Raw genomic sequence first — 26146 nt, 5'->3', positions numbered from 1 at the left:
GATAGTGACCACAAACTTGGAGAGACGTACATGGATGTCTTAATGATCAAAGAAAATTACGATGAACTCCTATCCGATGCACCTCTGGACTGGCTCGTTCAAGAACCAAAGGAAGTGACTTCTCATTGGCTCCCAACCGATTTTGGCATCAATGAAGAACTGATTTAACTCACTCGATTTGTGTGAAACTTATCGACATGAATAAAAGAAAGACGAACCATTTGGCTCGCCTTTCTTTTATTCTTTTAGATTTATCGTAAATGCTTGTCTTCATCACGTAGATAAATCATCCAATACCACATACCAACGAATACACCGCCACCAATGATGTTCCCTATCGTTACAGGGATAAGGTTATTTACGATGAACCCCATCATGTTTAAGTCCGCATAGTTTGCAATTTCCGCCCCTGTCATTTGCCAAAATGCTTCCGGTGCAAAATATTTGATTCCAATCGCCATGGGTACTTGGAACATGTTCGCAATACAGTGCTCGAAACCTGCCGACACGAACATAGCTACTGGCAGAATCATGACCGCTATTTTGTCAGTTAATGTACGTCCACTAAACGTCATCCAAACAGCAATACACACCAGCACGTTACACATGATGCCAAGCGCAACAGCAGCAAAGAAACCATGGTGCAATTTGTGTTGAGAGATCGCCATCGCGTTGAGGCCAACTTGGCCGTGATCAAACATATACTGCTTGGTGACCAACATGCATGCTACCAACAAAAGAGCACCAACCATGTTGCCGAAATAAACCACAAACCAGTTTTTGATGAGCGCTTGCCACGAGATCTTTCCACTCGCTCGCGCTACCAATGTTAATACTGAGCTAGTGAAAAGCTCACCACCTGTAACGACAACAAGAATCAAACCAAGGCTGAAGGCTAGGCCACCGATTAGCCTGGTAATACCCCATGGAAGGTCGCCTGCACCGGTTGTCACCGTGGTGTAAAAGATGAACGCAATACCAATATGAAGTCCGGCAGAAATTGCCAATAAAAAAGATTTGATCGGTGCTTTAGTTGCTTTACCTACCCCCACTTCAGCCGCGCGTTCCGCAGCCTGAGGCGGTAATAGTGAGTCAAACTGATTGAAGTTCATTGTGGTGTAACATTTAGAAACAATTAAAGAGGCGCGGATAATCGCTCCATTTCCCTACTTTTTCAAGCGCTATTTGACATGTTTACTAAAAATGTTGTTATCGATAGATCAACCGATAAAGGTCAACTATCATTCGCAATCGTAACTATCATTGATACTTAACAAGTATTCTGCCTTTCGAACAAAGATCCTGCGTTATATCAGCCTGATAGCGCCATACTTAACACTTCTTATCGTTTAATGTTGCTCAACTCTTCTTTTCAGACTAGCTTGGTAAAAAAAGCGTAAAGGAATCATTTATGAAATATTCAGCTGAACATATCGCCGAATTGAACCTACTTCTTCAGTTCGACCTAAGTAGTGCTGCAACTGGTATTAAAGTTCATACAGACGCGTCAGAAGAAATGCAGGCAGCCGTTGCTCGTCTATACGAGAAGCAACTTTGTACACAGCCTGATGGTGGTTATTTAACAGATGAAGGTATTGAAGTCGCAGAGCATGCGGATAAGATTTTAAGAGTCCTTTCTGTGTAATTTGAACAAAAACGCCACCGAATTCGGTGGCGTTTTTTATTGGTCCCTGCATTTTGTTCCTGCCGAAACCTGCGGTGCTAATCGTTTTTTCATTTTGCTAAATGGCTGAACCTTGTCGTACAACCAATTAAAGCCTGTGGCATAAAATAGGAAGAACACTAGGAAGCCAGCTTCCAACACCAGAGCTTGGAGAAGCGTAATTTCTAAGAACCAAGCAATGACGGGTATAGAGATAAAGATCAACCCTCCCTCGAATCCAATTGTATGCCCAAAACGCATCGCTAAACTTCGTTCAGTTCGATTGCTGCCAAACCACTTATCAAAGTACAAGTTGTAGATGTAATTCCACACAACGGTATACATGCTCAACCCAATCCCAACCAACGCGAGATCACTCGATCCCTTTCCGGTGATCAATGAAGCCGCTGGCACAATGATCGCGAGTGCGATTAACTCAAAAAGTACTGCATGAAAAATTCGTTCGTTACGAGTCATATTTCTCTGTCCAAATAGTTCTACTCAATGCTTAGAATTTTATCTATTATTCAGATAGCAAAAAGTTAGATACCATCGGCAAAAGCGATATGTTTACCATCGAACAACTGCAAGCTTTCATTGCTACATCAGAAACCGGATCATTTTCAGGCGCGGCAAGAAAACTGGGGCGAGCTCAATCCGTAGTCAGCCAACACATCATAAATATGGAGGTCGACTGTGGTGTTGATCTATTTGATCGCTCTGGTCGATATCCGAAATTAACCGAGAGTGGCCTCGCGCTCATACCTTATGCACAAGCGGCAATCAGCCAACTCGACCGATTAAACAACAGAGCATCACAGCTTTTTTCAACACCAACTAATAAATTGGTCTTAGCCATTGATGAAGGGATTCCTCTGACTCGCTTGCCCGACGTGCTAAAAAATTTAGAGCAACGCTTTCCACATTTGCAAGTTGAATGCTTAACAGCTTCAAGTCCGGATATCATTGAATTGGTCAAATCGGAGCGCGCCACTACTGGGATTATTTTGAGTGACTTACAAATGCCAAGACATATCGATTTCACTAATCTTGGTAACATTGCGTTCGATGTCTATGTCTCTTCAACACACGCTCTGGCACAGCAACGCGTCACTCACATTGATCAACTCAAACAACACCGTCAACTGGTCATACGCTCCAAAAACGCAGAGCCATGTGGTCTCAATCAAGCATTCAGCCCGGATATCTGGTACGCTGATAACTACTATATTTTGTTGGAATTAGCGAATAAAGGGTTTGGTTGGTGCTTTCTTCCAGAGCATTTAGTCGCGTATTCACCGAACACACTGAAAAGAGTTGGGGATGATTTCACAAAGCTGGCTTGGCAAGTCAATGTTGACCTTATTCAACATCAGAAATGGCATTCAGATCCCCTCCATCAACAAGCCAAAGCAGAGCTGCTCAATCTATTCGAGCAGACATAAATAAGTAAGTAGGAAGACCCAAATGGCAAATACATTGATCGTAGGTGCAGGCTGGCTCGGAACTCCGCTAGCAGAAACTTTGATGAAAGACGGACACCACGTTGTCGTTACTCGTCGTAACCAAGCTCGGTTAAACGAGTTACCCGCTTCATTAACTCACTCCGCATTATTCGATTTTAATCAACTTAACGCGGCGAAACGGCTAGATGAGTTGCTTAAGCAACATAAAATTACTCACGTTGTCGGTGCTTTTCCCCCTGGTTTTCGTAAAGGACGCGGACAAGAATACGCCCAACAATGGAAAATGCTCGCAAACGCAGCAAAGCAAAACAACGTTGAAAAGCTCGTTATGATTAGCTCTACAACGGTGTATCCCAACCTAGCTTCTGATATGGAAGAAGCAGATGCGTCACTCTCTTTAGCAGCCGACAGCCCTTATTTCTCTGACAATGCACGTATTATGCTGCAAGCCGAGCAGCATGTTATCGACTCTAATATTAGCTTCGTCATTATGCGTTGTAGCGGGCTAATTGGACCAGATAGGCACCCTTCTCGCTTTGCAATGAGACTAAAACAAGTCAGTCGTAAAGCGCCTGCTAATATGCTTCATCAAGACGATGCGGTATCGGCGGCCAAATTTGCTTTAGATAAATTAAGCAACCAAGTTATTAACGTGACCACACCGCATACCGTCAGCAAGGCGGAGTTCTACCAAGCCGCTATAAATAAGAGCGAAAGTGAGATACCTCTTCCACCAGTCACAGAACAAACAGATAAGCGCATTCTCGCAGACAAACTACTCTCACTTGGCTATCAATTTCATTTCAACTCAACTTTGGACGCGCTATGAAACTCTATCGACACATAGAAACACTTTGGGATTACATGCAACTCAAACATGAGCTGAAACCCGCAGACTGTTTGTTTGTGATGTGCAGTAACGATGTGCGTGTAGCAGAGCATGCCGCAAATCTGTACCACCAAAAGTTAGCGCCTTTGATTGTATTTTCAGGGGGAGAAGGTCGTTTTACCGATGGACTGTTTGAAAAAAGCGAAGCGGAAACTTTTGCCGAAATTGCCAAGATGTCAGGCGTGCCCAGTGAAGCAATTTTGCTCGAAGCTGAATCCACCAATAGTGGCGAAAACGTTCGCTTTACTGAGCAACGATTGAAAGAGGAAGGAAAAAATTGCTCATCGTTTATTCTGGTGCAAAAACCATTTATGGAACGCAGAGCCATAGCGACATTTGAAAAACAGTGGCAGTCACCCTACTCCCAGCTCCAAGTAAGCTCTACGGCTCATCCGTTTTTTGAGTATATTAATGAAGACATGCCATTAATGATGGTGCTAGAAGCACTAATGGAAGATTTCTCTCGTGTAAAAAGCTATCCAGAGAAAGGATTTCAAACCGAGCAGAACATCCCTCCGCAGGTAGAATCATCTTATCAGTTTTTGCTAGAGAGATTTGGTTTTGACTTAGTCTAAGCCCTTTCTAGCAGACAACAAAAAGCCACCGATTACGGTGGCTTTTCTGTATTAATACGGATTATTTACCGAGTGCTTCTTTGTAATGCTGACGGCACACGGAGACATATTTGTCGTTACCGCCGATCGCAACTTGATCGCCCTCTTTAATTGCCACGCCATGTTCATCGGTACGAATAACCATATTCGCTTTGCGACCGCAGTGGCAGATCGTTTTGAGCTCAACCAACTTGTCTGCCCAAGATAACAGGTACTTACTGCCTTCAAAAAGTTCGCCTAGAAAATCGGTGCGAAGGCCATAACACAATACTGGAATATGCAGTTTATCAACAACTTCAGTAAGTTGGTAAACCTGCTCTTTCGACAAGAACTGACACTCATCAACAAGAATACAGTGACGTTTCTCAACCTCATTCAGAGCTGCGATCTCTTGATATAAATTGGTATCCTGACGAAACAAATGTGCGTCAGATTGAAGACCAATACGAGAGCTCACTTTACCGACACCAAAGCGATCATCTAGTGCAGCCGTAAAAATAACTGGCGTCATGCCGCGTTCTTGATAGTTGAAAGAGGATTGAAGAAGCGTTGTTGATTTACCCGCATTCATTGCTGAGTAATAGAAATACATCTGAGCCACAGAGCATTACCTAAAGTTAAAGTTTTAATTTATGGAAATGGAAAATAAAAGGGCTGAATTATCAGCCCTTTAAAATTGAAAATTCAATTACTTACGACGCCACGTTGTGCCTTCTGGACCATCTTCCAGAACAATGCCCATTTCGGTTAGCTTGTCACGAGCCATATCTGCATTCGCCCAATCTTTCGCAGCGCGAGAGTCGTTACGCAGCTTGATAAGAGCTTCGATTTCAGCCACTTCATCATCGTTACCTGCATCACCTTTTAGGAAGGCTTCTGGATCTTGGTGAAGAATACCGATCACATCTGCTAGTTCACGCATTAGCGCACCTAGCTCGCTCGCTTTCTCTAGGTTTTCTGTTTTCAGACGGTTAACTTCGCGCGCCATGTCGAACAGAACTGAGTACGCTTCTGGCGTATTGAAGTCATCGTTCATCGCTGCTGTAAAGCGAGATACGTACTCTTCACCACCAGCAGGAGCAGCATTTAGATCCAAACCACGTAGAGAAGTGTATAGACGCTCAAGCGAAGCGCGTGCTTGGTTTAGGTTCTCTTCGCTGTAGTTTAACTGGCTACGGTAGTGACCAGACATAAGGAAGTAACGAACCGTTTCTGCATCGTAGTGACCAAGTACGTCACGGATAGTAAAGAAGTTGCCTAGAGACTTAGACATCTTCTCGCGATCTACCATCACCATGCCACTGTGCATCCAAGTATTTACGTACTTAGTGTCGTGCGCACAGCATGATTGCGCGATTTCGTTTTCGTGGTGTGGGAACTGAAGATCAGAGCCGCCACCGTGAATATCAAAGTGATCACCTAGGATTGAAGAGTTCATAGCAGAACATTCAATGTGCCAGCCTGGACGACCAGGGCCCCATGGTGATTCCCACGTAGGTTCACCTGGTTTAGACATCTTCCAAAGAACGAAGTCTAGTGGGCTGCGTTTGGCTGTTTCGACATCAACGCGCGCGCCCGCTTGCAGCTGATCCAAATCTTGTTTAGACAGTTTGCCGTATTCGTCAAACTTGCGAACCTCAAACATTACATCGCCATTATCCGCAACGTAAGCAAAACCACGTTCAATCAGTTTTTGAACAAGTTCGATGATTTCTGGAATAAACTGGGTTGCACGAGGCTCAATATCAGGGCGCTTCATGTTTAATGCGTCGAAGTCTGCGTGCATTTCACCGATCAAGCGCTCGGTCAATGAGTCACAAGACTCGCCATTTTCAGCCGCACGTTTAATGATCTTATCATCGATGTCTGTGATGTTGCGTACAAACGTTAGATCGTAACCTAGGTAACGAAGGTAACGTGATACCACGTCAAAGGAGACAAAAGTGCGACCGTGACCGATGTGACAGAGATCGTAGATGGTAACTCCACAGACATACATGCCGACTTTGCCAGCTGTAATTGGTTTGAATTCCTCTTTCTGTCTTGTGAGTGTGTTATATATCTTTAACATGATCTCTATCTATGATTGTGAATGAATAAAAGAAGGTCGAGTATATCAACTCCGACCTGGTTAGGTAATAGCAATTAACCGATAAAACGATAATCGGCTAAACTTCAAGCACAAAACGAAGAATTTCCTCTTCCTGAGTTTTTAAAGCACTAGAACTTAGGCTAGAATCTCGGGCTCAACACAACACAGTAAAGGAAAGTAGCATGATCACCCTTCACACTAATTTTGGTGACATCAAGATTCAACTAAACGAAGAGAAAGCGCCAGAGACTAGCGCAAACTTCCTTCAGTACTGCCGCGATGGCTTTTACGACAACACTCTTTTCCACCGTGTTATTGACGGTTTCATGATCCAAGGTGGTGGCATGGAACCTGGTCTACGTGAAAAAGCATCACGTGCACCTATCAAGAACGAAGCAAACAACGGCCTAAGCAACAAAGTGGGTACACTTGCTATGGCGCGTACTATGGAACCGCATTCAGCAAGCTCTCAATTCTTTATCAACGTAAACAACAACACATTCCTAGATTTCCGTAGCGAAAGCCTAGATGGTTGGGGGTACTGTGTATTCGGTGAAGTTGTAGAAGGCATGGACATCGTAAATAAGATCAAAGGCGTTAGCACTGGTTCTTACGGCATGCACCAAGACGTACCTCTAGAGGACGTAGTAATCACTGGTACAACAATTGAAGAATAATTCGTAAGAATTATTTCTAAGAGATAAGTTAATGGGGAGGCATCGCTTCCCCTTATTTCTATGACAACATTATTTATTTCCGATCTTCACCTCACCCCATCGCGTCCGGATATTACGGAATGTTTTGTGACGTTCATGCGAACAGAAGCAACGAAAGCCGATGCACTTTATGTATTAGGCGATCTGTTCGAGTTTTGGGTTGGAGACGATGACAAAACTCCTTTTGCCAATCAAATCCGTACAGAGTTCCAGCAACTAACAAAGACTGGCGTTCCTGTTTATTTCATTCAGGGCAATCGCGACTTCCTATTGGGAAAACGCTTCTGTAAAGAGACAGGCATTACATTACTGGATGAAGTTAGCCTCATAGACCTTTATGGTACTAAAGCGGTTATTCTCCACGGTGACACCCTGTGTACTGACGACATTGATTATCAAAAATTCCGTAAGACTGTTCATCAACCTTGGTTGCAATGGCTGTTTAATCACATTCCTTGGTTTATTAAGAAGAAAATTGTCTCAAAAGTTCAATCCGATATTCGCGATGATAAAATGAGCAAGCCTTTGGACATCATGGACGTCAATCAAAATGAAGTCGAGAAAGTGATGTCTCAGAATTGCGTCAACTTAATGATTCATGGTCACACTCATCGCCCGAATACACATTTTTTTGACGTCGATGGTGTTAAAAAGACCCGGATAGTTTTAGGGGATTGGTATACGCAAGGCTCAGTTTTACAAGTAAATTCTGATGGCTTTGACCTACAAACGAGACCATTCATACAGAATTTGCGTTAAGCATGTAGAGCGTGTAGAAGATTCACGCTCAAATCGTAGATATTTTGTAAAAAATCGCTATTATCATAATACTAAGTTAAACAGAACGAAGTACCTAATTGAAGTATTCTTACGTAGCTCGCCAACCGATTCTGGATAGAGAAAAACGAACCATAGGTTACGAACTTCTCTTTCGAGATGGTCCTAAAAATACCTTCCCTGAAGTAGAACCAGAGCTGGCTACTAGTCGACTGCTATCCGATCATTTTTTGTCGACGCATTACAACACATTAGGGAACAAACTTGGCTTTGTTAACTTTCCGCATCAAAGCTTGGTGAATCTGGTCCCGACTCTGTTTCCCAAAGAGTCTCTCGTCATTGAAGTTCTTGAAGATTGTGAACCGACAGAGGAGCTGCTAGAAGCCATCAAGCACCTGCATGAGTGCGGATACAAAATTGCTTTAGATGATTTTGTACCGACGAAGGCTTGGAAACGTTTTCTTCCATATGTTTCCATGATCAAGTTTGACATTCGACTCGTACCGATCAAGAAAGCCGCTATTTTTATTCAGGCATTAAGCCCATTTAAAATCGACTTTCTTGCGGAAAAAGTAGAGACCTACGAAGAGTTTGAGCAAGCTTTAGAAGCAGGTTTTAACTACTTTCAGGGATATTTTTTCAGCAAGCCTGAGATGATCCAGAAAAAACGGTTGAACCCCGCGTTTCTTACAGTCATCCAGCTTTGTAAAGAGATTGCAGATAAGCCCATCGACTTCAATGAGGTTGAACGTCTGTTTTCGATTGATGTGACGCTGTCATACAAGCTGCTTACTTACGTAAATTCAGGCTATACATTAACGACCAAGATTAAGTCGTTCAGACAAGCGCTTATTTATCTGGGTGAAGAGCGACTACGACGCTTCATATCCTTAGTTGCCATTGCGTCCGTTCAAGAAGATAAACCAGATTCTCTTTACTCCTTGGCGATTCAGCGTGCAAGAATGTGTGAACTGTTACTTAGTCAAATGAACACTAGGTATGACCCTGGGCAGGCATTTTTGACAGGCATGTTTTCTTTACTCGGATCTTTGCTCGATCAACCGCTCTCGGATGTCATTGAAGATATCCCCGTTGACGAAGATATAAAACTCGCATTAACCAGTCGAAAAGGCGTACTTGGCCACTTACTTTCAATGACGATCGCCTACGAACAAGCAGACTGGGAATTAGCTGAGCGGTATTGCACCGTTCTTAAATTAACCGAGCCTCAATTAGCAGACGCTTTTAATCAATCTACCGAGTGGGCTCAAGAACTGCTGTCTCAAACGCCCTAAATCGCTATAATGCCTCACCTCCAGCCTCGCAATTGTGAGGTTGTTTGTTTTTCCCGCTTAATTAATCGAGATTTCATTTTATGGCTTCTTCTTGTCCTTGCGGCTCTAACCGCACCTACCAACAGTGTTGTGAAATTGCCCACAATAACCATGCTGACGTTACCACTCCGGAGCAGTTAATGCGCTCTCGTTACAGTGCGCATGTGTTAGGTCTAGTAGATTACGTGGTGAACACGTACCACCCAAGCTGTAATGCAGAAGAACAACGAGAAGGCATTGCCCAATCTATCGACAGCGATTGGTGCAAACTTGAAGTATTAAAAACAGAAGCTGGCAGTAATGACAATGAAGGCTTTGTCGAGTTTAGCGCTTATTTTGATGAAGACGGCAAACGCTACTGTATGACAGAACGTTCTCGCTTCGTAAAAGAAAATGGGCTTTGGTACTACATTGACGGCACATTTCCTGAAGAAGAGCCAGAACAGGATCCACGACTGAGCCAGCCAGTTAGTAGCCTAAAGCTAGGTCGTAACGATCCGTGTATCTGCGGAAGCGGTAAGAAGTTTAAGAAGTGTTGTGGGTAAAGTCATCCACGCTTAGCTTATTGAGCTCGCTTTAATGAGATTCCTGATCTCACCTAAGCTCGTCGAAATAACGTGAATATGTGCTTTCATTTGAAATAGATAACTCTACTTCAAGTACTTTTAGAAAATATACCGTCATTCTGAACAGCGAAGAACAAGCGTGATTCAGAATCTAATCACCGTAGGCTCTGCTGTCAGGTTTCCCCCGAATCAAGAACACTAAATTAAAAAAGCCCCTAGACTCGAGAGCATAGGGGCTTTCACTTATCTATAAGCAAGTTTACTTATGACGTTCTTTCAACTTGTTCACTACGTCATTCATCGATAAGCCTTGGTCTTGAAGCAATACCAGCAAGTGGTAAATCAGATCTGCAGATTCACACACTAACTCCGCCTTATCGCCCGACGTCGCCGCAAGCGCGACTTCAACGCCTTCTTCGCCCACTTTTTGCGAAATACGCTTGGTGCCACGGGCATAAAGACTGGCAGTATAAGAGGAATCTGGGTCGGCGCTCTTGCGGGCAGCCAATAGCTGCTCAAGTTGATGAAGCCACACCATTTGTGACTCCTCTTGAGGGTCCACATCCCAGCAAGTTGTGTTACCCAAGTGACACGTAGGACCAATGGGATTCACTTTCACCAGTAGCGTATCGTTGTCACAATCGAGCTGAATGTTCACCAATTGCAATACGTTGCCAGAGGTCTCACCTTTCGTCCAAAGACGTTGCTTGGTACGAGAGAAAAACGTCACTTGACCTGTTTCGCCCGTTTTTGCCAACGCATCTTGGTTCATGTAACCCATCATCAGCACTTGGCTTGATTGGAAATCTTGTACGATGGCAGGTACCAGACCATCCACTTTTTCCCAGTTGATTCGCTCAGCTAGCGAACTTACTTCGGCGGCTTTCACACTCATAGTCGTACCTCAATGCCTTGTTGTTTCAAATACTGCTTTAGTTCACCAATATTGATGACTTGCTTGTGGAATACCGATGCGGCAAGCGCGCCATCCACATTTGCTTTTTGGTAGGCTTCTGCGAAATGCTCCATGGCACCTGCACCACCCGATGCAATCAGCGGTACATTACATACTTCGCGCACCATATTCAGTTGTTCGATGTCGTATCCGTTACGCACACCGTCTTGGTTCATCATGTTAAGTACGATTTCACCAGCGCCGCGTTTTTGTACTTCTTGCACCCAATCACGCGTTTCCCATTGGGTCGCTTTGGTGCGTTCTTCATCACCAGTAAACTGGTAAACCTGATACTTGCCCGTCTCTTTGTCGTAGTATGAATCGATACCAACGACGATACATTGCACACCAAACTTATCAGCAAGGTCAGTAATCAACTGAGGGTTCGCCAAGGCAGGAGAGTTAATAGATACCTTATCTGCACCAAACTCAAGAATGCGCGCTGCGTCCTCTGCTGATTTAATGCCACCAGCGACACAGAACGGAATATCAATCACTTCTGCAACGCGAGCGACCCAACTTTTATCAACGACACGCCCATCACTTGAAGCGGTAATATCGTAGAACACAAGCTCGTCAGCGCCTTCTTCAGCATAACGCTGTGCCAGAGGAACGATGTCGCCAATGATCTCGTGGTTACGGAACTGGACGCCCTTTACCACCTGTCCATCACGGACATCAAGACATGGAATTATTCGCTTTGCCAGCATGCAAACGCCTCCTCTGCTGTGAACTTACCATCTAACAGCGCGCGACCAACAATCACGCCAGCTACACCGCTGCCTTTTAACGCTTCGATATCTGCTAATGAGCCAATGCCGCCTGAAGATTGGAACTGCACTTGTGGGTACTGTTTACATAAGTCGACGTAAAGCTCAACGTTTGAGCCTTCTAGCGTACCGTCACGAGAAATGTCCGTGCAAAGCACATGCTGTAGACCTACCGTCAGATAATCGTTGATCAAAGCTTCGATAGTCACGCCTGAATCTTCTTGCCAACCAGAGATCGCCACTTTACGTGTACCGTCTTGATCGATGTTGATGTCTAGAGCGAGAACGATTTTCTCTGCGCCGTATTTTTCCATCCAACCTTTCACAAGCTCCGGTTGTTTTACTGCTGTAGAGCCAACCACAACACGTTGAGCACCGGCTTCTAACAGATCAATCACGTCTTGCTCTGTACGCACTCCGCCACCGATTTGGATGTTCGCTGGCGTGCTTGCGAGTAGTTTTGCAATCAAATCAAGTTGGCGCGCTGTTGTGTCTTTCGCACCTGTTAAATCCACCAAATGCAGCCAGTTAGCGCCCGCTTGGTGGTACAAGTTAAACTGCTCTGCTGGATCAACTTTATATTCGGTTACTTGGCCGTAATCACCTTGATAAAGGCGAACCACCTGTCCTTCAATTAAATCAAGAGCTGGAATAATCACATTAAATCCCTTTTATAATTCTAAGAAGTTTTGAATAAGCTTCGCGCCCGCTTTTGAAGAACGCTCTGGGTGGAATTGCACACCATAATAGTTACCGCTTTGAACCGCAGCAGTGAATGGATTTCCGTAATCACATTCGGCAATGGTGTAGTCTCCAACTGGCATCGCAAAGCTGTGTACAAAGTAGAAGTACTCACCTTCTTCAATACCTTTGAACAGTGGGTTACCTGCTTTTGCAGACACCGTGTTCCAGCCCATATGCGGCAGCGGTAAGTCACCAGTTTGTAATAGCTTAACTTCACCATCACAAAGTCCAAGACACTCAACTAACTCGTCGGCTTTCTGCCCTTTTTCTTGAGACACTTTGCCCAACAGCTGCATGCCTAAACAGATACCTAATAGCGGCTTTTCTACCTGTTTTACCAAGCTGATAAGGTCACGCTCTTCTAGGTTTTTCATCGCTTCGCTGGCGGTTCCCACTCCCGGTAGGAATAACTTATCTGCCGACAATACAACTTGTGGATCTTTTGAAATCGTTACGTCATAGCCTAGGCGTTCAATGGCAAACTTCACCGAAGAAACGTTGGCACAGCCAGTATCGATAATGACAACTTTCTGTTCTGTCACTGTTTTTCTCCTTGCTAACGTTAGCCTTAAAGTACGCCTTTACTACTCGGTAGCTCAGTGCCTTCTACTTTGATTGCTTGGCGCAGAGTACGACCAAACGCTTTAAATAGGCTCTCAATGATGTGGTGATCATTGTTGCCCGCAGAAGAAAGGTGCAGTGTACACGCTAGTGTGTCAGTTAAAGAACGGAAGAAGTGAACCACCATCTCTGTTGAAAGGTCCCCCACTTGCTCACGACTAAACTGCGCGTCGAACTTAAGGTAAGGACGACCTGACAGGTCCAGTGCACATTGTGCCAAGCACTCATCCATTGGCAGGCTAAAACCAAAGCGACCAATACCACGTTTGTCACCCAGTGCTTCTTTCAACGCTTGACCTAACGCAAGAGCCGTATCTTCTACTGTGTGGTGATCATCAATGTGCAGGTCACCTTCCACTTTGCACACCATTTGGAATCCACCGTGCGTCGCAATTTGATCCAGCATGTGGTCAAAGAAGCCAAGACCTGTAGAGATGTCATTGCCGCCTTGCTCATCAAGATTAACCGAAACTTTGATGTCCGTTTCTTTCGTGGTGCGAACCACTTCAGCTACGCGCGCCTTCACCGTCAGATCTTTTAGGATCTGTTTCCAACCCATGGTTTCTGGGTTGTATTGAATGCCACGAATTGCCATGTTTTCTGCAAGTTGAAGATCGGTTTGACGATCGCCAATCACGACAGAGTTTTGGAAATCAACTTTGCCACCTTGAAGGTACTCTTTTACCAAGCCCAATTTAGGCTTACGGCAAGAGCAGTTATCTTCATCGAAGTGAGGACAAATCAGCACGTCATCAAACTTCACACCTTGAGACTCAAAGATCTCCATCATCATGTTGTGCGGTGCATCAAAATCAGCTTGTGGGTAGCTGTCAGTACCCAAACCATCTTGGTTAGTGACCATCACTAGACGGTATCCAGCATCCTGCAACGACAACAGGCTTGGGATAACAAATGGCTCTAGTTTTAGCTTATCTAAACGGTCTACTTGAAAATCAACTGGCGGCTCAACAATTAAGGTGCCATCTCGGTCGATAAATAGGATTTTTTGTTGCTTGCTCACTCGAACTTCCTTATTACTAATCTTGTTTCGTTCTCGGCATAAACCGAGAACGTTGAGAATTCTATTTATGAATAGTAGTTTCTAATGAAACCCAGTGTCTTTTCACACTCGTCGCGGTTACCAACACTGATACGCACGCAGTTCTCAATTGGCGAGTTACGCAGGATAATGCCCGTATCCCAAGCGGCTTTGAAAAGAGCATCGCCATCTGGGAATTTCACCAATAAGTAGTTACCCCACCCTTCAAAAACCTCCAGACCCGGAATCATCGACAAACCAACTTGTAAGTAAGCTCGGTTCGCGTTCAAATCGAGAACTTGGAACTTCGCTCGCGCTAGGCCTGCTTCAGAGAGCGCTTGAGTGGCAATTTCTGCCACTGGAACTGGGACTGGATATGGTGCGATAACTTTAAGAAGGACGTTAATCAGTTCTTCGTTTGCTAGCGTAAATCCGCAACGAAGACCAGCAAGCGCGAAAGCTTTCGACAGAGTACGCAGAATCGCTAGGTTTGGATATTCTGCCAGTAAATCTACTGTTGACGCTTCTGGACAAAAATCGATGTACGCTTCGTCCATGACCACGATTGCGCGGTCTTTTGTCATCTCAAGCAGAGAGACAATATCGTCACGCTTAACTAAGTTACCCGTTGGGTTGTTTGGCGAGCATACGAAAACCAGTTTTACGTTATCCAGACTCGCTTCGATACCTGCGAGGTCTAGTTGCCAATCTGACATTAGCGGCACCGTTTTGCGCTCTACACCGATGGTTTCTGCACTGATGGCGTACATACCGTAAGTCGGTGGGCAGTATAAAATCGCGTCTTCACCCGGTTCACAGAAAGCACGAATCAATAACTCAATACCTTCATCTGCACCGCGAGAAGTCAGCGTTTGTTCTGGCTTCACTCCAGCATATGCGGCGTAAGCAGAAATCAGTTCTTTCGGCTGGCATTCGCTGTAACGATTAAGACGAGCAAAGTCTGTTTTGTATTCATTGTTGAATGGCGATTCGTTGGCGTTCAGCCATACGTCACCTGTACCACCAATTCGGCGAGCCGAAAGATAAGGTGTTAGTTGTTGGACTTGTTTACGCGCTAGCTTTTCCATCTCTTTACTCTCTTATTCTTACTTACTTGCTAATTTTTCTACACGGATAGTAACAGCACGTTTGTGGGCGTCCAGACCTTCTGCTTCAGCCATGGTGACAACCGTTGGCGCAAGATTTTTAAGACCGTCAGCTGAAAGCTCTTGAACCGTCATTCGTTTAGAAAAATCAGCCAAACCTAAGCTTGAATATGTCCGTGTATAACCGTAAGTAGGAAGAACGTGGTTAGTGCCCGATGCGTAATCACCTGCAGATTCAGGCGACCAATCACCAAGGAAGATCGAACCTGCGTTATCTAATAGAGGAAGAAGCTCGCGAGGGTTCTTAGTCTGAACAATTAAGTGCTCAGGACCATAATAATTAGAAATAGAGATTGCTTGGGTGATCGATTCAGCAATAATGATTAAACTCGATGCGAGCGCTTTTTCTGCAATCTCTGAACGAGACAACTCTTTCAATTGACGACGAACGGCATCTGTCACCTGATCTGCAATAATGGCTGATGGCGTCACAAGTACAACTTGAGAGTCAGGTCCATGCTCTGCCTGACTTAGAAGGTCCGCCGCAATAAAATCTGGGTCCGCTGTTTCATCCGCAATCACAAGAACTTCCGAAGGACCCGCTGGCATATCAATCGCTGCGCCACGGAAATCATTGCTCACCTGACGCTTTGCTTCCGTCACGTAAGCGTTACCCGGGCCAAAAATCTTATCAACTTTTGATACGGTCTCTGTACCATATGCCATTGCAGCAACAGCTTGACCACCACCGACGTTGTACACTTCATCAATGCCACACAATTTTGCTACGTAAAGGATCTCGTCAGCGATTGGAGGCGGAGAGCAAAGCACAACTTTACGACAGCCAGCAATTTTCGCAGGCACGCCCAGCATCAAAACCGTCGATGGCAATGGCGCGCTACCACCAGGAATGTACAAACCCACTTTTTGAATTGGACGTGTTACCTGTTCACAAAGCACACCCGGTTGAGTTTCAACTTTAATTGGCTGTGGCTTTTGCGCTTTGTGGAATTTAGAAATATTGGCATAAGCTTGCTCTAATGCGTTTTTCATTGATTCAGACAAGCGCTCTGAAGCGGCTTTAATTTCCTGAGAGGAAACACGAATGGACTCAGGTTTAACGCGATCAAACTTTTCTGTCAGCTCGTTGAGAGCAGAGTCGCCTTCATTTCTAACTTTAGCGATAACCTCAGACACTGCTGCAGTGATATTTGCACCTTCTACAATAGCAGGACGTTCTAAGATCGAATCTTGCTGCTCTTCACTTAAAGATTGCCAAACGACTGTTCTCATGATGTTTACTCCATCATTTTTTCAATTGGTAGCACTAGGATTGAGCTAGCACCTAACTCTTTTAGCTGTTCCATGGTTTCCCAGAACAGGTTTTCAGAACTCACTAAGTGAACAGCCATTTTCTGCTTATCTGCAGAAAGAGGAAGAACCGTAGGATCCTCAGCACCAGGAAGTAGTGCTTTGATTTGATCGAGCTTTTCAGCTGGCGCGTGAAGCATGATGTACTTAGACTCTTTCGCTTGTTGTACGCCTTGCATGCGAGTCAGTAGTTTTTCAATCAGTGCTGTTTTGTCTGCATCAAACTCACCGATACGTTGAATCAGCGTCGCTTTAGATTTAAAGATCACTTCCGCTTCTTTTAAGCCATTCGCTTCTAACGTTGCGCCAGTCGATACCAAATCAGCAATAGCGTCAGCTAGACCTGCGCGAGGTGCAACTTCTACAGAGCCAGTTAGCATACATGTGGAGAATGGAACGCCTGCTTCATCCATGTAAGCTTTTAGGAGTTGAGGGTAAGTTGTGGCAATACGCTTACCGGCTAAGTCTTGTGGACCGTTGTACTCTTCATCCTTGTCGATAGCGATAGACAAGCGACAACCGCCAAAGTCAAGTCGACGAAGTTGTACAAACTCACATGGTTCACTCAGAGCTTTGCGATCAAGACGAACTTCTTCCAATTCATTTTCACCAATGAAACCTAAGTCAACAACACCATCCATGATCAAGCCAGGGATGTCATCGTCACGAACCAAAAGCAAATCAATTGGCATGTTCTCCGAGTGAACCACTAAACGCTCACCCATTACATTAAATTTTACGCCGCACTGTTTTAGCAGAGCTTGGCTCTCTTTGCTAAGGCGACCTTTTTTCTGAATTGCGATTCTTAAGCGTTGTGTTTGCATTGCTTTTTCCCTGTGCAAGATTTTGATATCTAAGTAATTTTTGAATTAATAAAACTAAAAAACCCTCGAGAGATTGGAGTCTCCCGAGGGTTTAAAATCTGCTTTTACTTTGATTTCACCTCCGGGAGTTTCCTGCCTCCCGGGTATGCGTACATCGCCCGAAAGACTAGATTGGGTGATGATGGTGATGAATGTTCATTACAAAATTACGCATACTTATTTAAGGCTCTATTGAGTTGCTTCGTTAGTAACCACACTAACCAAGGATTCTATATTTTTCAATACTGAATTTAACATTTTCTGGCTATTTTTTATAATAACTTGATTTTAAAGGATTTAAATTTAATTTCAGTTGAGTATATGGGTAGAAATTAGGTTTCTATTCAACCCTATTCTTAAAGAAAAAGAAGAATAGTATGAATTTTCATCAAAACAACTATTTAGATCTCACCGCCCTTAGTAATTGACATCATTCTCAATAAAGAGACATCCACTCACGTTTGAGACGACTCATTCAAAACTATTATTTGAGTGGGGCAAAAAATAGTGATTAACCATGAAACTGCGTAACGGTAGTAACAAACAAGCTGTGGATTTCAGCGATACAACACTATACCCATTAATCGGCAATAGTGCATGTATCCAAGAACTTCGCACGGCAATCCAAAAGTACGCTCAATGTGATGCTGAAGTACTCATTCAGGGTGAAACAGGGGTGGGCAAAGGTCTCTGTGCTCGTCTTATTCATCAGTTGTCGAACAGACACTCGGCACCTTTTGTTGAAGTTAACTGCGGCGCAATTCCAAGTGGTCTTATTGCGTCCGAACTTTTCGGTCACGAAAAAGGAGCATTTACAGGAGCGATTTCAGATCGTATCGGTTTTATTCAAAAAGCGCATAAAGGTACCCTATTCCTAGATGAGATTGGTGATATGCCGCCGGATCTACAAATCCACCTTCTGCACTTTTTAGAGAGTAAGCAAATCCATAAAGTCGGCGCTGATAAATTCATTGACGTGGACTGTAGAGTCATTGCTGCGAGCCACGTGGATTTGAAAAATGAGGTTGTACAAGGTGGATTCCGTGAAGATTTATTCTATCGGCTTAATATCTTGCCATTAACCATTCCTCCACTGAGAAAGCGTGGGAAAGATATCCTTATGTTATCAGAACACTTCTTAACAGATTTGTCTCATGGTCAGGTACAAAAAATGTCGGATAAAGTGAAAGCCAAGCTCCTCAAACATCGTTGGCCTGGTAACGTAAGAGAACTGCGAAATGTAATCCAACGAGCGATTGTCATGTGTGAAGATCACACGCTTCTCGTCGCCGACTTGGGCCTTGATAATAATGAAAGGCAATTACTCCCTTCAGTGGACCAAATTGATCTCGACTACCTACTGCAAGCTATCGAAGAAAATAAGCACAACATGAGTGCGGCTGCACGTCATCTTGGTATTTCAAGAACAACGCTTTATCGTCTAATAAAGAAATACAACTTAAATGTTTAGTTGCTGTACAGGTGTAACGTGACACTGTGTAACAGACAAATCATCATATATCATTTACTTAGCCCCTCATCATAAACCTCTTGACATTACCGTCTTTAAAATCAACAAGTTAAACCAGGCATAGTCTTTGCTTAGAGCTAAGAAGAAGTCGGTTGATAGATTTTCTATCACAGCACAGAAAGGAGTGCTCAGAACACAAATAGCTCGCTTTTAACACGAAACGATTATCCCCAAAAACGCGATTGCCCCCCTCACCTAAATCGCGTTAAAAAAAAGCTCCGCTAAATTTAGCGGAGCTTCCTCTTTATTAAAAACACTGAGCTGTACTAGACATTTTGGCACGATGCCATTTTAGACTTCGACAACCAAGAAAGTGCTCCACATACAATAATAAATGTGATTGATGCAGCGATGAATGAGAATGCAATTGACGCAGTCATCCCCAAAGTAATGAAGCCAACACAGGAAACTAGCGCCACGGACAATGCATAAGGCAACTGGGTCGATACATGATCAATATGATTACAACGTGCACCAGTCGACGACAGAATAGTGGTATCGGAGATAGGTGAACAATGGTCACCAAAAACGGCACCGGCTAAAACTGCACTTAGCATTGGGAGCATTAGCGCAAGATCGGTTGCACCAGCCATATCACCCGCGATTGGAAGCATAATGCCGAACGTACCCCAAGAAGTACCTGTTGAAAATGCCATTAGACCAGACAACAAGAATAGGATAACCGGTAGCCAATTTGGATTGATATTGCCCTGAGCCATTGTAGAAAGGTAAGAACCCGTCTTCATATCACCGATAACCGAACCGATAGTCCAGGCAAATACTAGGATTAGAATCGCGCCAAACATAGACTTAGCACCAATCCATAGTGTGCGTGCAATTTCACCCATTGGAAGACCTTGCTTCACAACAGTAAATAATGCGACAGCTAAGCCAAGCAAGCTACCGTAGATTAGTGATGTGCCTACATCTGTATTTTCAAACGCACCTAGAAGCGCAAACTCTTTGCCGTCAGCAGCCAATGCTTGGCCACCCGTGTAAAGCATAGAAGCGATAGTCGCAATAATCAGCGTCACGATAGGAAGTACCAAGTCTGACACTTTACCCTTTTCGCTTTCACGGATATCTAGCTCTTCGTTTAGATCATGCGCTTCTTGCGAGTCGTTTTCTTTGTCTTTATCAAAGCCGCGGCCTTGAGATGCAGAGATTTCATGCTCACGCATCTTACCGATATCGAGGCCAAACCACGCCACAGCAAACACCATAAGCAGTGCAAAAACTGCGTAGAAGTTCATTGGAATAAGACGAACGTACGCGCCAAGAGCCGAATACTCAGTGATCCCATGTGAGACTAAGATACCGCCGATAATCGTAATAATGTAAGCACCCCAGCTAGAAGCAGGCATGATCACACACATTGGTGCAGCAGTTGAGTCTAGAATGTATGCAAGCTTCGCGCGAGACACATAAAAACGATCGGTTACTGGACGAGAAATGGCACCAACAGCAAGACTGTTAAAGTAATCGTCGACAAAAATGAATACGCCTAAAAAGGCAGCAAGAAGTTTGGAGCCGCGTTTACTCTTCACTCGAGATTGTGCCCATTCGGCAAATGCACGAGTACCACCAGATAGCGTTAATAATGCAGTTGTCATACCTAATAAGATTAGGAAACCAACAATGCTCATGTTCCAAGTGTTAATTCCGCCATCTTCAATAAAGACAGAAGAAACTTGAGAGCTCACGTAACTAACGGTATCACCGATAGACCAGCTATTAAGTAGAACCGCACCCAGCACGATACCTACACCTAAGGAAACTAATACACGTCGAGTCAGAATCGCCAAAGTCAAAGCGACAATAGGTGGCAATAATGAAACAGGAGAACTAGAAAAATCTATTAAATTCATGATCTTCAAAAACCAAAGTTTGGCTAGAGATCTACTGCAGACAAGTCACGTAGCATACGATACGTGCTCATGTTGAACTTAGCGACAGGGAAGCGAACACTCCACCCAACCCTACAGTAGCGCTCCATAGTTTAATGTGAATATATACTATGGCAGTGTTGTTCCTTTCAGATACAACCCCAGCAAGTAACTTTGATGAGTTACTTACTTCGGCAATCTTCGCCTTCCACTATTATTCATTGGCATCACCCCAATAATAGCTACTCTTCGAGACCGCGCCTCTACGGCAACAACAAACAATTAACCACTAACTGTACAAATTAACAACAAATTGTCTGCAATATTGCATCAGGTAGCAGCCATTGTACTTATGATGAGAGTCAATGCAACACATCAAACTAAATTAAACAAATAAATAATGACTGAGATAATTTATAAACCTTGTCTACTTCAAGTTAGTTTTGTGCAACTGAAATCACATCAATTTTGTTATTTATGAAACATTATTACTACCTTAAAAATATCATGGTTTATCTTGTATCAATAAATTAAGGATATATGACACTCCATCAAAGATGGACGCTTCATATTTTTAAGTAATAACTCAACTTTTTTTATAAAAACCAAGCTGGCTCTATCTCTATACAATAACGAGTGTTGATTTCAATTCTCATCTAATAAGATTTATTTCGAGTGTAATAATATTTATTGCTTTAAAAAAATAGCTAAATTTAAACAAAATCTTGATTTAGTATTTGCACATAAGGAAAAGATAAAGTTAAATATAAGGACTCTTTGTTTATTTATAGATTGGCATTATTTAATCGTAACGATAAAAAGTGCCCAACACATTAACCTTTTAATAGGAATCGTTATGTCAGAGCTGACTAAAACCCTTCTAAATATCCGTAGCCTTCGTGCATTTTCTCGTGAGCTGACTCTAGAACAATTGGAAGAAGCTCTAGATAAACTAACTACTGTCGTAGAAGAGCGTCGTGAAGCAGAAGAAGCAGAACGTGCAGCACAAGCTGAGCAAGAAGCTAAGCTAGCAGAGATCGCAGAGAAAATTGCTCAAGACGGTATTGACGTAGAAGCGCTTATTACTGCGCTATCTGGCGAAACTAAGACGAAAGGCAAAGCGAAGCGTGCACCTCGTCCAGCTAAATACAAATACACAGACTCAAACGGTAATGAGAAGACTTGGACAGGCCAAGGTCGTACACCTTCTGCAATTCAAGAGCAACTTGATGCAGGTAAATCTCTGGATGATTTCCTGATCTAAATTCGCGCTATTTTTTAAAAGGCTCCTATTGGGAGCCTTTTTTATTTGTAATGATCCAAATAAAAAAGGCGCATTTTTTAATGCGCCTTTTACTTTAGTTATAGAATGGTTAATTAAACTACTGTGTATTAACGTTCCCAGTATGCTTCTTCTAGGCTATCTTCTCGCTCAGGAAGCCCACGTGACAAACGTGGAGAATGTTGCACGAGAACTTCGTAGCTCGCACGGTTTGCGTATTTACATACTTGAGAAAAAGAAGAGTAAGTTAAATATTCGTTACTGTGCTTGCTTGAATTAGGCACATTTTCTTTATGGTATTTGTTTGCCGCCATATCATGAAGAACAGCAGATAACGCAGCATCACCTGCACCATTGGTATTCTTGATTTTTTCTGGACCACCCATATATGGCGAGATATGTGAGTACACTTTTATTGGTGTTTCACATGTATCTTTTTTCGCCGGACGACTAAATTCATAGCGATTAAATTCAGCGATTGACCCCGGAAGTAATGGTAAAGAAGTTTCGCGCTTCGCGCTGTCTTCCGTATAACCCGCCATAAATAGGCCTACAGGCCCCGCGGTGCACAATACTAGATCTGCCCACTCCAGTGTTTTATCAGATGCAGCAAGTGGATCTGACTCACCCGTCAGAGCTTCTGCTTCATCTTCATTCATCGCAACGACTGAAACGTTATCTCGAATGAATTCTTGCCAATATTTCGGGTCATCTTGAATAACGAACTTCGTCCCAAGAGTCAGAACAACAGGTACATCATTCTTTTTCGCGTACTCAATCGCTTTCATTGTTGCTTCAGGCATTGGGTCGCCTTCTTTACAGCGTACTAAATATGACGTTAGTACAAGCGCCGATGCATTTTTAAAGATTTTTTCTGGAATGCTATCAGGATGCAGTTGGTTCATTTGCCCTTCACTGATCGCAAAAGTACGTTCACCATCTTCAGTGATAAGAGCGAAACAACGACCGATAGCGCCATCAACACCTTGTAGATAGTTCAAGTCCATGCGGCTTGATGTATTACAAAGGTAACGGTAGCCATAGCTGCCAATTTTGATATCCTGGCTCATCACTCCAAGCAGCGTAGAGCGATCATCTGCTAGCACAGAGTAGTTGTGTAGCGTGTTACCAATTGTGCCACCCGCATACTCATTGGTAATTAAGTTCTCTTCTTTAAGTTGCTGGTACAACTCTTCTGCTCTTTCGTCATCAATAACCAAAGAGTGACCTTTACTCAGACCGTACTTTTCAATCACATCCGTTGTAACTTTAGCTTCAATATCAACCAAAGTTTGGTCAATACCAATGATGTGAGTGCGCGTCATCTTCTTGCTTTCTTGTGCTTGGCTCACCAGCGGGTCACGAGCATGAACAGGAAAATAGTGCTTCGATTTGCGTTGTCCAGGAAATTTCATATTGTCAGTCTGAGTAAGGGGATGAAAAGGAGAACGGATTCTATACCGCTAATAATAAAGCGGCAATAAAAGCAATTATAGCAAACGTTTGCTAGCCACTTTTTTCTTCTAGACTCCTTATTCACCTTCCATAAAACTTAGATCTGGCAGTTGCTCAAGGTGCTCGCAGTAACGCTTTAGGTTGAACTCACCTTCATTTTTCATCACATCGAAAATTTCAATCGACATGGCACATGCCATCATTGCAACCGCTTCTTCTCTAGGTGTCCCTGTCATCATTAAGCGCATTAGCGTCTCTTTAACTTTTAATGGATTGCCGTCCTCAAGTTGGTTTTCAACAATTTCAATCAACTCGGCTTCTTGCATAAACTGGTTTTCTTCGGTCATTTGGACTTTCCTCTTGGATTTTTGCCAACTATGCCATATATACCTCTTCTATACTTGCGAAATTGCCCGTTCGAATTTCTGTTGAAGAAAAATGCAGCGAAACGAATTGTGATTTCGATCTCGGATCTGTCACCGGTCTGTGGATTCTGATAGAATCTGCATCCCGTTTATTTAAGTGGTGTTTAGTAATGTCTGATAACAGCCAAAAGAAAGTCATCGTCGGTATGTCCGGCGGCGTTGATTCATCTGTTTCTGCGTATCTTCTCAAGCAACAAGGCTACCAAGTAGAAGGCCTGTTCATGAAGAACTGGGAAGAAGATGACAACGAAGAATATTGTACAGCAGCAGAAGATCTTGCTGATGCTCAGGCAGTATGTGACAAGCTAGGCATTCATCTACACACCATCAACTTTGCTGCCGAATACTGGGATAACGTATTTGAGTACTTCCTTGCTGAATACAAAGCGGGTCGTACACCGAACCCTGACATTCTTTGTAACAAAGAAATCAAGTTCAAAGCATTCCTAGAATTCGCTGATGAAGTGCTTGATGCTGACTACATTGCAATGGGTCACTACGTACGTCGCTCTTTCCCGGATAACGGTGAGAAACCAGCGATGTTGCGTGGCCTAGATGGCAACAAAGACCAGAGCTACTTTCTATATACACTAAGCCACGAACAAATTGGCCGTAGCCTCTTCCCTGTTGGTGATTTAGAGAAACCTGAAGTACGCCGTATTGCGGAAGAGCAAGGTTTAGTAACAGCGAAGAAGAAAGACTCGACAGGTATTTGTTTCATCGGTGAGCGTAAATTTACCGACTTTCTAGGTCGTTACCTTCCTGCTCAACCTGGTAATATCGAAACGCCAGAAGGCGAAGTGATCGGTCAACACCAAGGTTTGATGTACCACACATTAGGTCAGCGTAAAGGTCTACACATCGGTGGCCGTAAAGGCGGCGGTGGTAACGAAGAGCCGTGGTTTGTTGGTGAAAAAGACCTAGAGCGTAACGTGCTAATCGCAGTCCAAGGTAAAGACCACCCGATGCTAAAATCAGAAGGTCTACTTGCGTCACAACTTCACTGGGTAGATCGTGAGCCAATTCGCGATGTTATGAAGTGCACAGTGAAAACTCGTTACCGTCAGGAAGATATTCCTTGTACAATCATCCCGATCGATGATGAAAACATTAAAGTGATCTTTGATGAACCACAAATTGCAGTGACGCCTGGTCAATCAGCAGTGTTTTATAAAGATGACGTATGTCTAGGTGGCGGCATCATCGAGCAACGCATTAAATATTCTCAAGCTTAGGAGTCGTTACGTGGCGAATACACTTTATGACCGTACTATCGCTTTCGCTGGTATTTGCCAAGCTGTCGCTTTGGTTCAACAAGTTGCGAGAAACGGGCATTGTGATCAAGATGCTTTTGAAACATCAATTAACGCTATTTTGAACACAAACCCTGCTAACACCGTTGGCGTATTCGGTCGCGAAGCCGATCTAAAGCTCGGTCTAGAGTGTCTGGTTAAAGGGATTGATAGCACCCCATCAGGCAGTGAGATCACTCGTTACATCATTAGCTTAATGGCGCTAGAGCGTAAGTTAAGCGCTCGCAACGATGCCATGTCCCAGCTTGGTGACCGTATCCAGATGGCCAAGCGCCAGTCAGAGCATTTTGAACTGCTAGATGATCAAATGATCAGCAATTTAGCGAGCATCTACTTGGATGTTGTTAGCCCTATTGGACCACGCATTCAAGTAACAGGCACGCCTTCTGTACTGCAACAAACGACCAGCCAACACAAAGTCCGTGCTCTACTGCTATCTGGCATTCGTAGTGCTGTTCTGTGGCGCCAAGTAGGCGGTAAACGTCGTCATCTAATTTTTGGCCGAAAGAAAATGGTCGAACAGGCTCAAATCCTGTTAGCCAGAATGTAGAATACTCTGCTAGCTCGCGTTTATCGCGAGCTACTTTTTTTCGAATAAAACAAACCCCGCGCAAACGTTTGCGCAATATTCGTGACAATTGCCACAGTTATTGGTATAACGCTCACGA

At 43.7% G+C, this 26146-nt stretch carries 28 protein-coding genes, 1 riboswitch and 1 other annotated feature; of the genes, 13 read left to right on the top strand and 15 right to left on the bottom strand.

Annotation, left to right across the window (positions count from 1 at the left end):
- Positions 1 to 42: 42 nt before the first annotated feature.
- Entirely contained in the window at positions 43 to 168 is a 126-nt protein-coding gene (locus LIX84_RS23480) for a hypothetical protein (protein WP_254903806.1), read from the top strand.
- An 83-nt stretch (positions 169 to 251) separates the two neighbouring features.
- Here the strand turns inward: LIX84_RS23480 and focA are convergent, their stop codons facing one another.
- Positions 252 to 1112 carry a formate transporter FocA gene (focA, locus tag LIX84_RS16690; RefSeq protein ID WP_104971510.1) on the bottom strand — a complete coding sequence of 287 codons (861 nt, stop codon included), beginning with the start codon at positions 1110 to 1112 and terminating at the stop codon, positions 252 to 254.
- A gap of 299 nt (positions 1113 to 1411) precedes the next feature.
- Between focA and LIX84_RS16685 the strand changes: the two genes are divergently transcribed.
- Positions 1412 to 1645: a TIGR02647 family protein gene (locus tag LIX84_RS16685; protein ID WP_005378148.1), complete on the top strand. Its 234-nt coding sequence runs from the start codon at positions 1412 to 1414 to the stop codon at positions 1643 to 1645.
- Between the two features lie 36 nt (positions 1646 to 1681).
- Here the strand turns inward: LIX84_RS16685 and LIX84_RS16680 are convergent, their stop codons facing one another.
- Positions 1682 to 2140 (bottom strand): PACE efflux transporter, encoded by a 459-nt coding sequence (locus LIX84_RS16680; RefSeq protein WP_005390910.1) that lies wholly within the window; start codon positions 2138 to 2140, stop codon positions 1682 to 1684.
- Between the two features lie 89 nt (positions 2141 to 2229).
- On the opposite strand from LIX84_RS16680, the gene LIX84_RS16675 reads away from it, so the two are divergent.
- Genes LIX84_RS16675 through LIX84_RS16665 form a run of 3 tightly spaced genes read left to right on the top strand, consistent with a single transcriptional unit; the run spans position 2230 to position 4593 of the window.
- Positions 2230 to 3108 carry a LysR family transcriptional regulator gene (locus LIX84_RS16675; RefSeq protein ID WP_005390908.1) on the top strand — a complete coding sequence of 293 codons (879 nt, stop codon included), beginning with the start codon at positions 2230 to 2232 and terminating at the stop codon, positions 3106 to 3108.
- Positions 3109 to 3130: 22 nt separating this feature from the next.
- The gene (locus LIX84_RS16670; RefSeq protein WP_226421783.1) at positions 3131 to 3958 is read left to right on the top strand and encodes an NAD-dependent epimerase/dehydratase family protein; all 828 of its coding nucleotides are present in this window, start codon (positions 3131 to 3133) and stop codon (positions 3956 to 3958) included.
- Positions 3955 to 4593: a YdcF family protein gene (locus tag LIX84_RS16665; RefSeq protein WP_226421782.1), complete on the top strand. Its 639-nt coding sequence runs from the start codon at positions 3955 to 3957 to the stop codon at positions 4591 to 4593. The genes LIX84_RS16670 and LIX84_RS16665 overlap by 4 nt, the downstream gene beginning before the upstream one ends.
- Positions 4594 to 4654: 61 nt before the next feature.
- Here LIX84_RS16665 and LIX84_RS16660 read toward each other — a convergent pair whose 3' ends face one another.
- Positions 4655 to 5233 carry a thymidine kinase gene (locus LIX84_RS16660; RefSeq protein ID WP_005378154.1) on the bottom strand — a complete coding sequence of 193 codons (579 nt, stop codon included), beginning with the start codon at positions 5231 to 5233 and terminating at the stop codon, positions 4655 to 4657.
- 87 nt (positions 5234 to 5320) lie between these two features.
- Complete coding sequence (gene cysS, locus LIX84_RS16655; protein WP_005390902.1) at positions 5321 to 6703, bottom strand: cysteine--tRNA ligase; 1383 nt, start codon at positions 6701 to 6703, stop codon at positions 5321 to 5323.
- 203 nt (positions 6704 to 6906) lie between these two features.
- Between cysS and LIX84_RS16650 the strand changes: the two genes are divergently transcribed.
- From LIX84_RS16650 to LIX84_RS16635, 4 genes are all read left to right on the top strand, one after another.
- On the top strand, positions 6907 to 7401 hold the full coding sequence (locus LIX84_RS16650) for a peptidylprolyl isomerase (RefSeq protein WP_005390900.1): 495 nt from the start codon (positions 6907 to 6909) through the stop codon (positions 7399 to 7401).
- A gap of 60 nt (positions 7402 to 7461) precedes the next feature.
- The gene (gene lpxH / locus LIX84_RS16645) at positions 7462 to 8199 is read left to right on the top strand and encodes a UDP-2,3-diacylglucosamine diphosphatase (protein WP_006743038.1); all 738 of its coding nucleotides are present in this window, start codon (positions 7462 to 7464) and stop codon (positions 8197 to 8199) included.
- Positions 8200 to 8297: 98 nt separating this feature from the next.
- Positions 8298 to 9512, top strand: coding sequence for an EAL and HDOD domain-containing protein (locus LIX84_RS16640; RefSeq protein WP_005378158.1), 1215 nt, complete (start codon positions 8298 to 8300; stop codon positions 9510 to 9512).
- A gap of 80 nt (positions 9513 to 9592) precedes the next feature.
- Positions 9593 to 10096, top strand: a complete 504-nt coding sequence (locus tag LIX84_RS16635) for a YchJ family protein (RefSeq protein ID WP_012841952.1) — start codon at positions 9593 to 9595, stop codon at positions 10094 to 10096.
- A gap of 280 nt (positions 10097 to 10376) precedes the next feature.
- On the opposite strand, the gene hisIE is transcribed toward LIX84_RS16635, so the two are convergent.
- From hisIE to hisG, 8 genes are all read right to left on the bottom strand, one after another.
- Entirely contained in the window at positions 10377 to 11012 is a 636-nt protein-coding gene (hisIE, locus tag LIX84_RS16630) for a bifunctional phosphoribosyl-AMP cyclohydrolase/phosphoribosyl-ATP diphosphatase HisIE (RefSeq protein WP_005450749.1), read from the bottom strand.
- Entirely contained in the window at positions 11009 to 11782 is a 774-nt protein-coding gene (gene hisF, locus LIX84_RS16625) for an imidazole glycerol phosphate synthase subunit HisF (RefSeq protein WP_004749837.1), read from the bottom strand. The genes hisIE and hisF overlap by 4 nt, the downstream gene beginning before the upstream one ends.
- Positions 11764 to 12501, bottom strand: a complete 738-nt coding sequence (gene hisA / locus LIX84_RS16620) for a 1-(5-phosphoribosyl)-5-[(5-phosphoribosylamino)methylideneamino]imidazole-4-carboxamide isomerase (RefSeq protein WP_005390889.1) — start codon at positions 12499 to 12501, stop codon at positions 11764 to 11766. The genes hisF and hisA overlap by 19 nt, the downstream gene beginning before the upstream one ends.
- A gap of 12 nt (positions 12502 to 12513) precedes the next feature.
- Positions 12514 to 13128, bottom strand: a complete 615-nt coding sequence (hisH, locus tag LIX84_RS16615; protein ID WP_006743042.1) for an imidazole glycerol phosphate synthase subunit HisH — start codon at positions 13126 to 13128, stop codon at positions 12514 to 12516.
- A 26-nt stretch (positions 13129 to 13154) separates the two neighbouring features.
- The gene (hisB, locus tag LIX84_RS16610; protein WP_226421781.1) at positions 13155 to 14228 is read right to left on the bottom strand and encodes a bifunctional histidinol-phosphatase/imidazoleglycerol-phosphate dehydratase HisB; all 1074 of its coding nucleotides are present in this window, start codon (positions 14226 to 14228) and stop codon (positions 13155 to 13157) included.
- Between the two features lie 65 nt (positions 14229 to 14293).
- The gene (gene hisC, locus LIX84_RS16605; RefSeq protein WP_114322490.1) at positions 14294 to 15334 is read right to left on the bottom strand and encodes a histidinol-phosphate transaminase; all 1041 of its coding nucleotides are present in this window, start codon (positions 15332 to 15334) and stop codon (positions 14294 to 14296) included.
- An 18-nt stretch (positions 15335 to 15352) separates the two neighbouring features.
- Complete coding sequence (hisD, locus tag LIX84_RS16600; protein WP_226421780.1) at positions 15353 to 16645, bottom strand: histidinol dehydrogenase; 1293 nt, start codon at positions 16643 to 16645, stop codon at positions 15353 to 15355.
- A 5-nt stretch (positions 16646 to 16650) separates the two neighbouring features.
- Positions 16651 to 17547 carry an ATP phosphoribosyltransferase gene (gene hisG / locus LIX84_RS16595; RefSeq protein WP_226421779.1) on the bottom strand — a complete coding sequence of 299 codons (897 nt, stop codon included), beginning with the start codon at positions 17545 to 17547 and terminating at the stop codon, positions 16651 to 16653.
- A gap of 53 nt (positions 17548 to 17600) precedes the next feature.
- Positions 17601 to 17738: a sequence feature (His leader region), on the bottom strand.
- A gap of 365 nt (positions 17739 to 18103) precedes the next feature.
- Between hisG and LIX84_RS16590 the strand changes: the two genes are divergently transcribed.
- Entirely contained in the window at positions 18104 to 19057 is a 954-nt protein-coding gene (locus tag LIX84_RS16590) for a sigma-54 interaction domain-containing protein (protein WP_005390867.1), read from the top strand.
- A 326-nt stretch (positions 19058 to 19383) separates the two neighbouring features.
- On the opposite strand, the gene tet(35) is transcribed toward LIX84_RS16590, so the two are convergent.
- A complete protein-coding gene (gene tet(35), locus LIX84_RS16585) occupies positions 19384 to 20985 on the bottom strand; it encodes a tetracycline efflux Na+/H+ antiporter family transporter Tet(35) (RefSeq protein WP_226421778.1) in 1602 nt (533 codons plus the stop codon).
- Positions 20986 to 21094: 109 nt separating this feature from the next.
- Positions 21095 to 21277, bottom strand: a riboswitch (Lysine riboswitch).
- Between the two features lie 582 nt (positions 21278 to 21859).
- On the opposite strand from tet(35), the gene LIX84_RS16580 reads away from it, so the two are divergent.
- Positions 21860 to 22267, top strand: coding sequence for an H-NS family histone-like protein (locus LIX84_RS16580; RefSeq protein WP_005390863.1), 408 nt, complete (start codon positions 21860 to 21862; stop codon positions 22265 to 22267).
- A 128-nt stretch (positions 22268 to 22395) separates the two neighbouring features.
- On the opposite strand, the gene LIX84_RS16575 is transcribed toward LIX84_RS16580, so the two are convergent.
- Together LIX84_RS16575 and LIX84_RS16570 are read right to left on the bottom strand one after the other, a co-directional pair.
- Positions 22396 to 23700 (bottom strand): inosine/guanosine kinase, encoded by a 1305-nt coding sequence (locus LIX84_RS16575; protein ID WP_005390861.1) that lies wholly within the window; start codon positions 23698 to 23700, stop codon positions 22396 to 22398.
- 117 nt (positions 23701 to 23817) lie between these two features.
- On the bottom strand, positions 23818 to 24087 hold the full coding sequence (locus LIX84_RS16570; RefSeq protein WP_005390859.1) for a hypothetical protein: 270 nt from the start codon (positions 24085 to 24087) through the stop codon (positions 23818 to 23820).
- A gap of 188 nt (positions 24088 to 24275) precedes the next feature.
- Between LIX84_RS16570 and mnmA the strand changes: the two genes are divergently transcribed.
- Positions 24276 to 25400, top strand: a complete 1125-nt coding sequence (gene mnmA / locus LIX84_RS16565) for a tRNA 2-thiouridine(34) synthase MnmA (protein WP_005390857.1) — start codon at positions 24276 to 24278, stop codon at positions 25398 to 25400.
- A 10-nt stretch (positions 25401 to 25410) separates the two neighbouring features.
- On the top strand, positions 25411 to 26028 hold the full coding sequence (gene hflD / locus LIX84_RS16560; RefSeq protein ID WP_226421777.1) for a high frequency lysogenization protein HflD: 618 nt from the start codon (positions 25411 to 25413) through the stop codon (positions 26026 to 26028).
- The last annotated feature ends 118 nt before the right edge of the window (positions 26029 to 26146 follow it).

The sequence above is a fragment of the Vibrio sp. E14 genome, assembly GCF_020515785.1.
Lineage (GTDB): Bacteria > Pseudomonadota > Gammaproteobacteria > Enterobacterales > Vibrionaceae > Vibrio > Vibrio diabolicus.
This window is presented reverse-complemented; position numbering and strand designations above follow the sequence as displayed.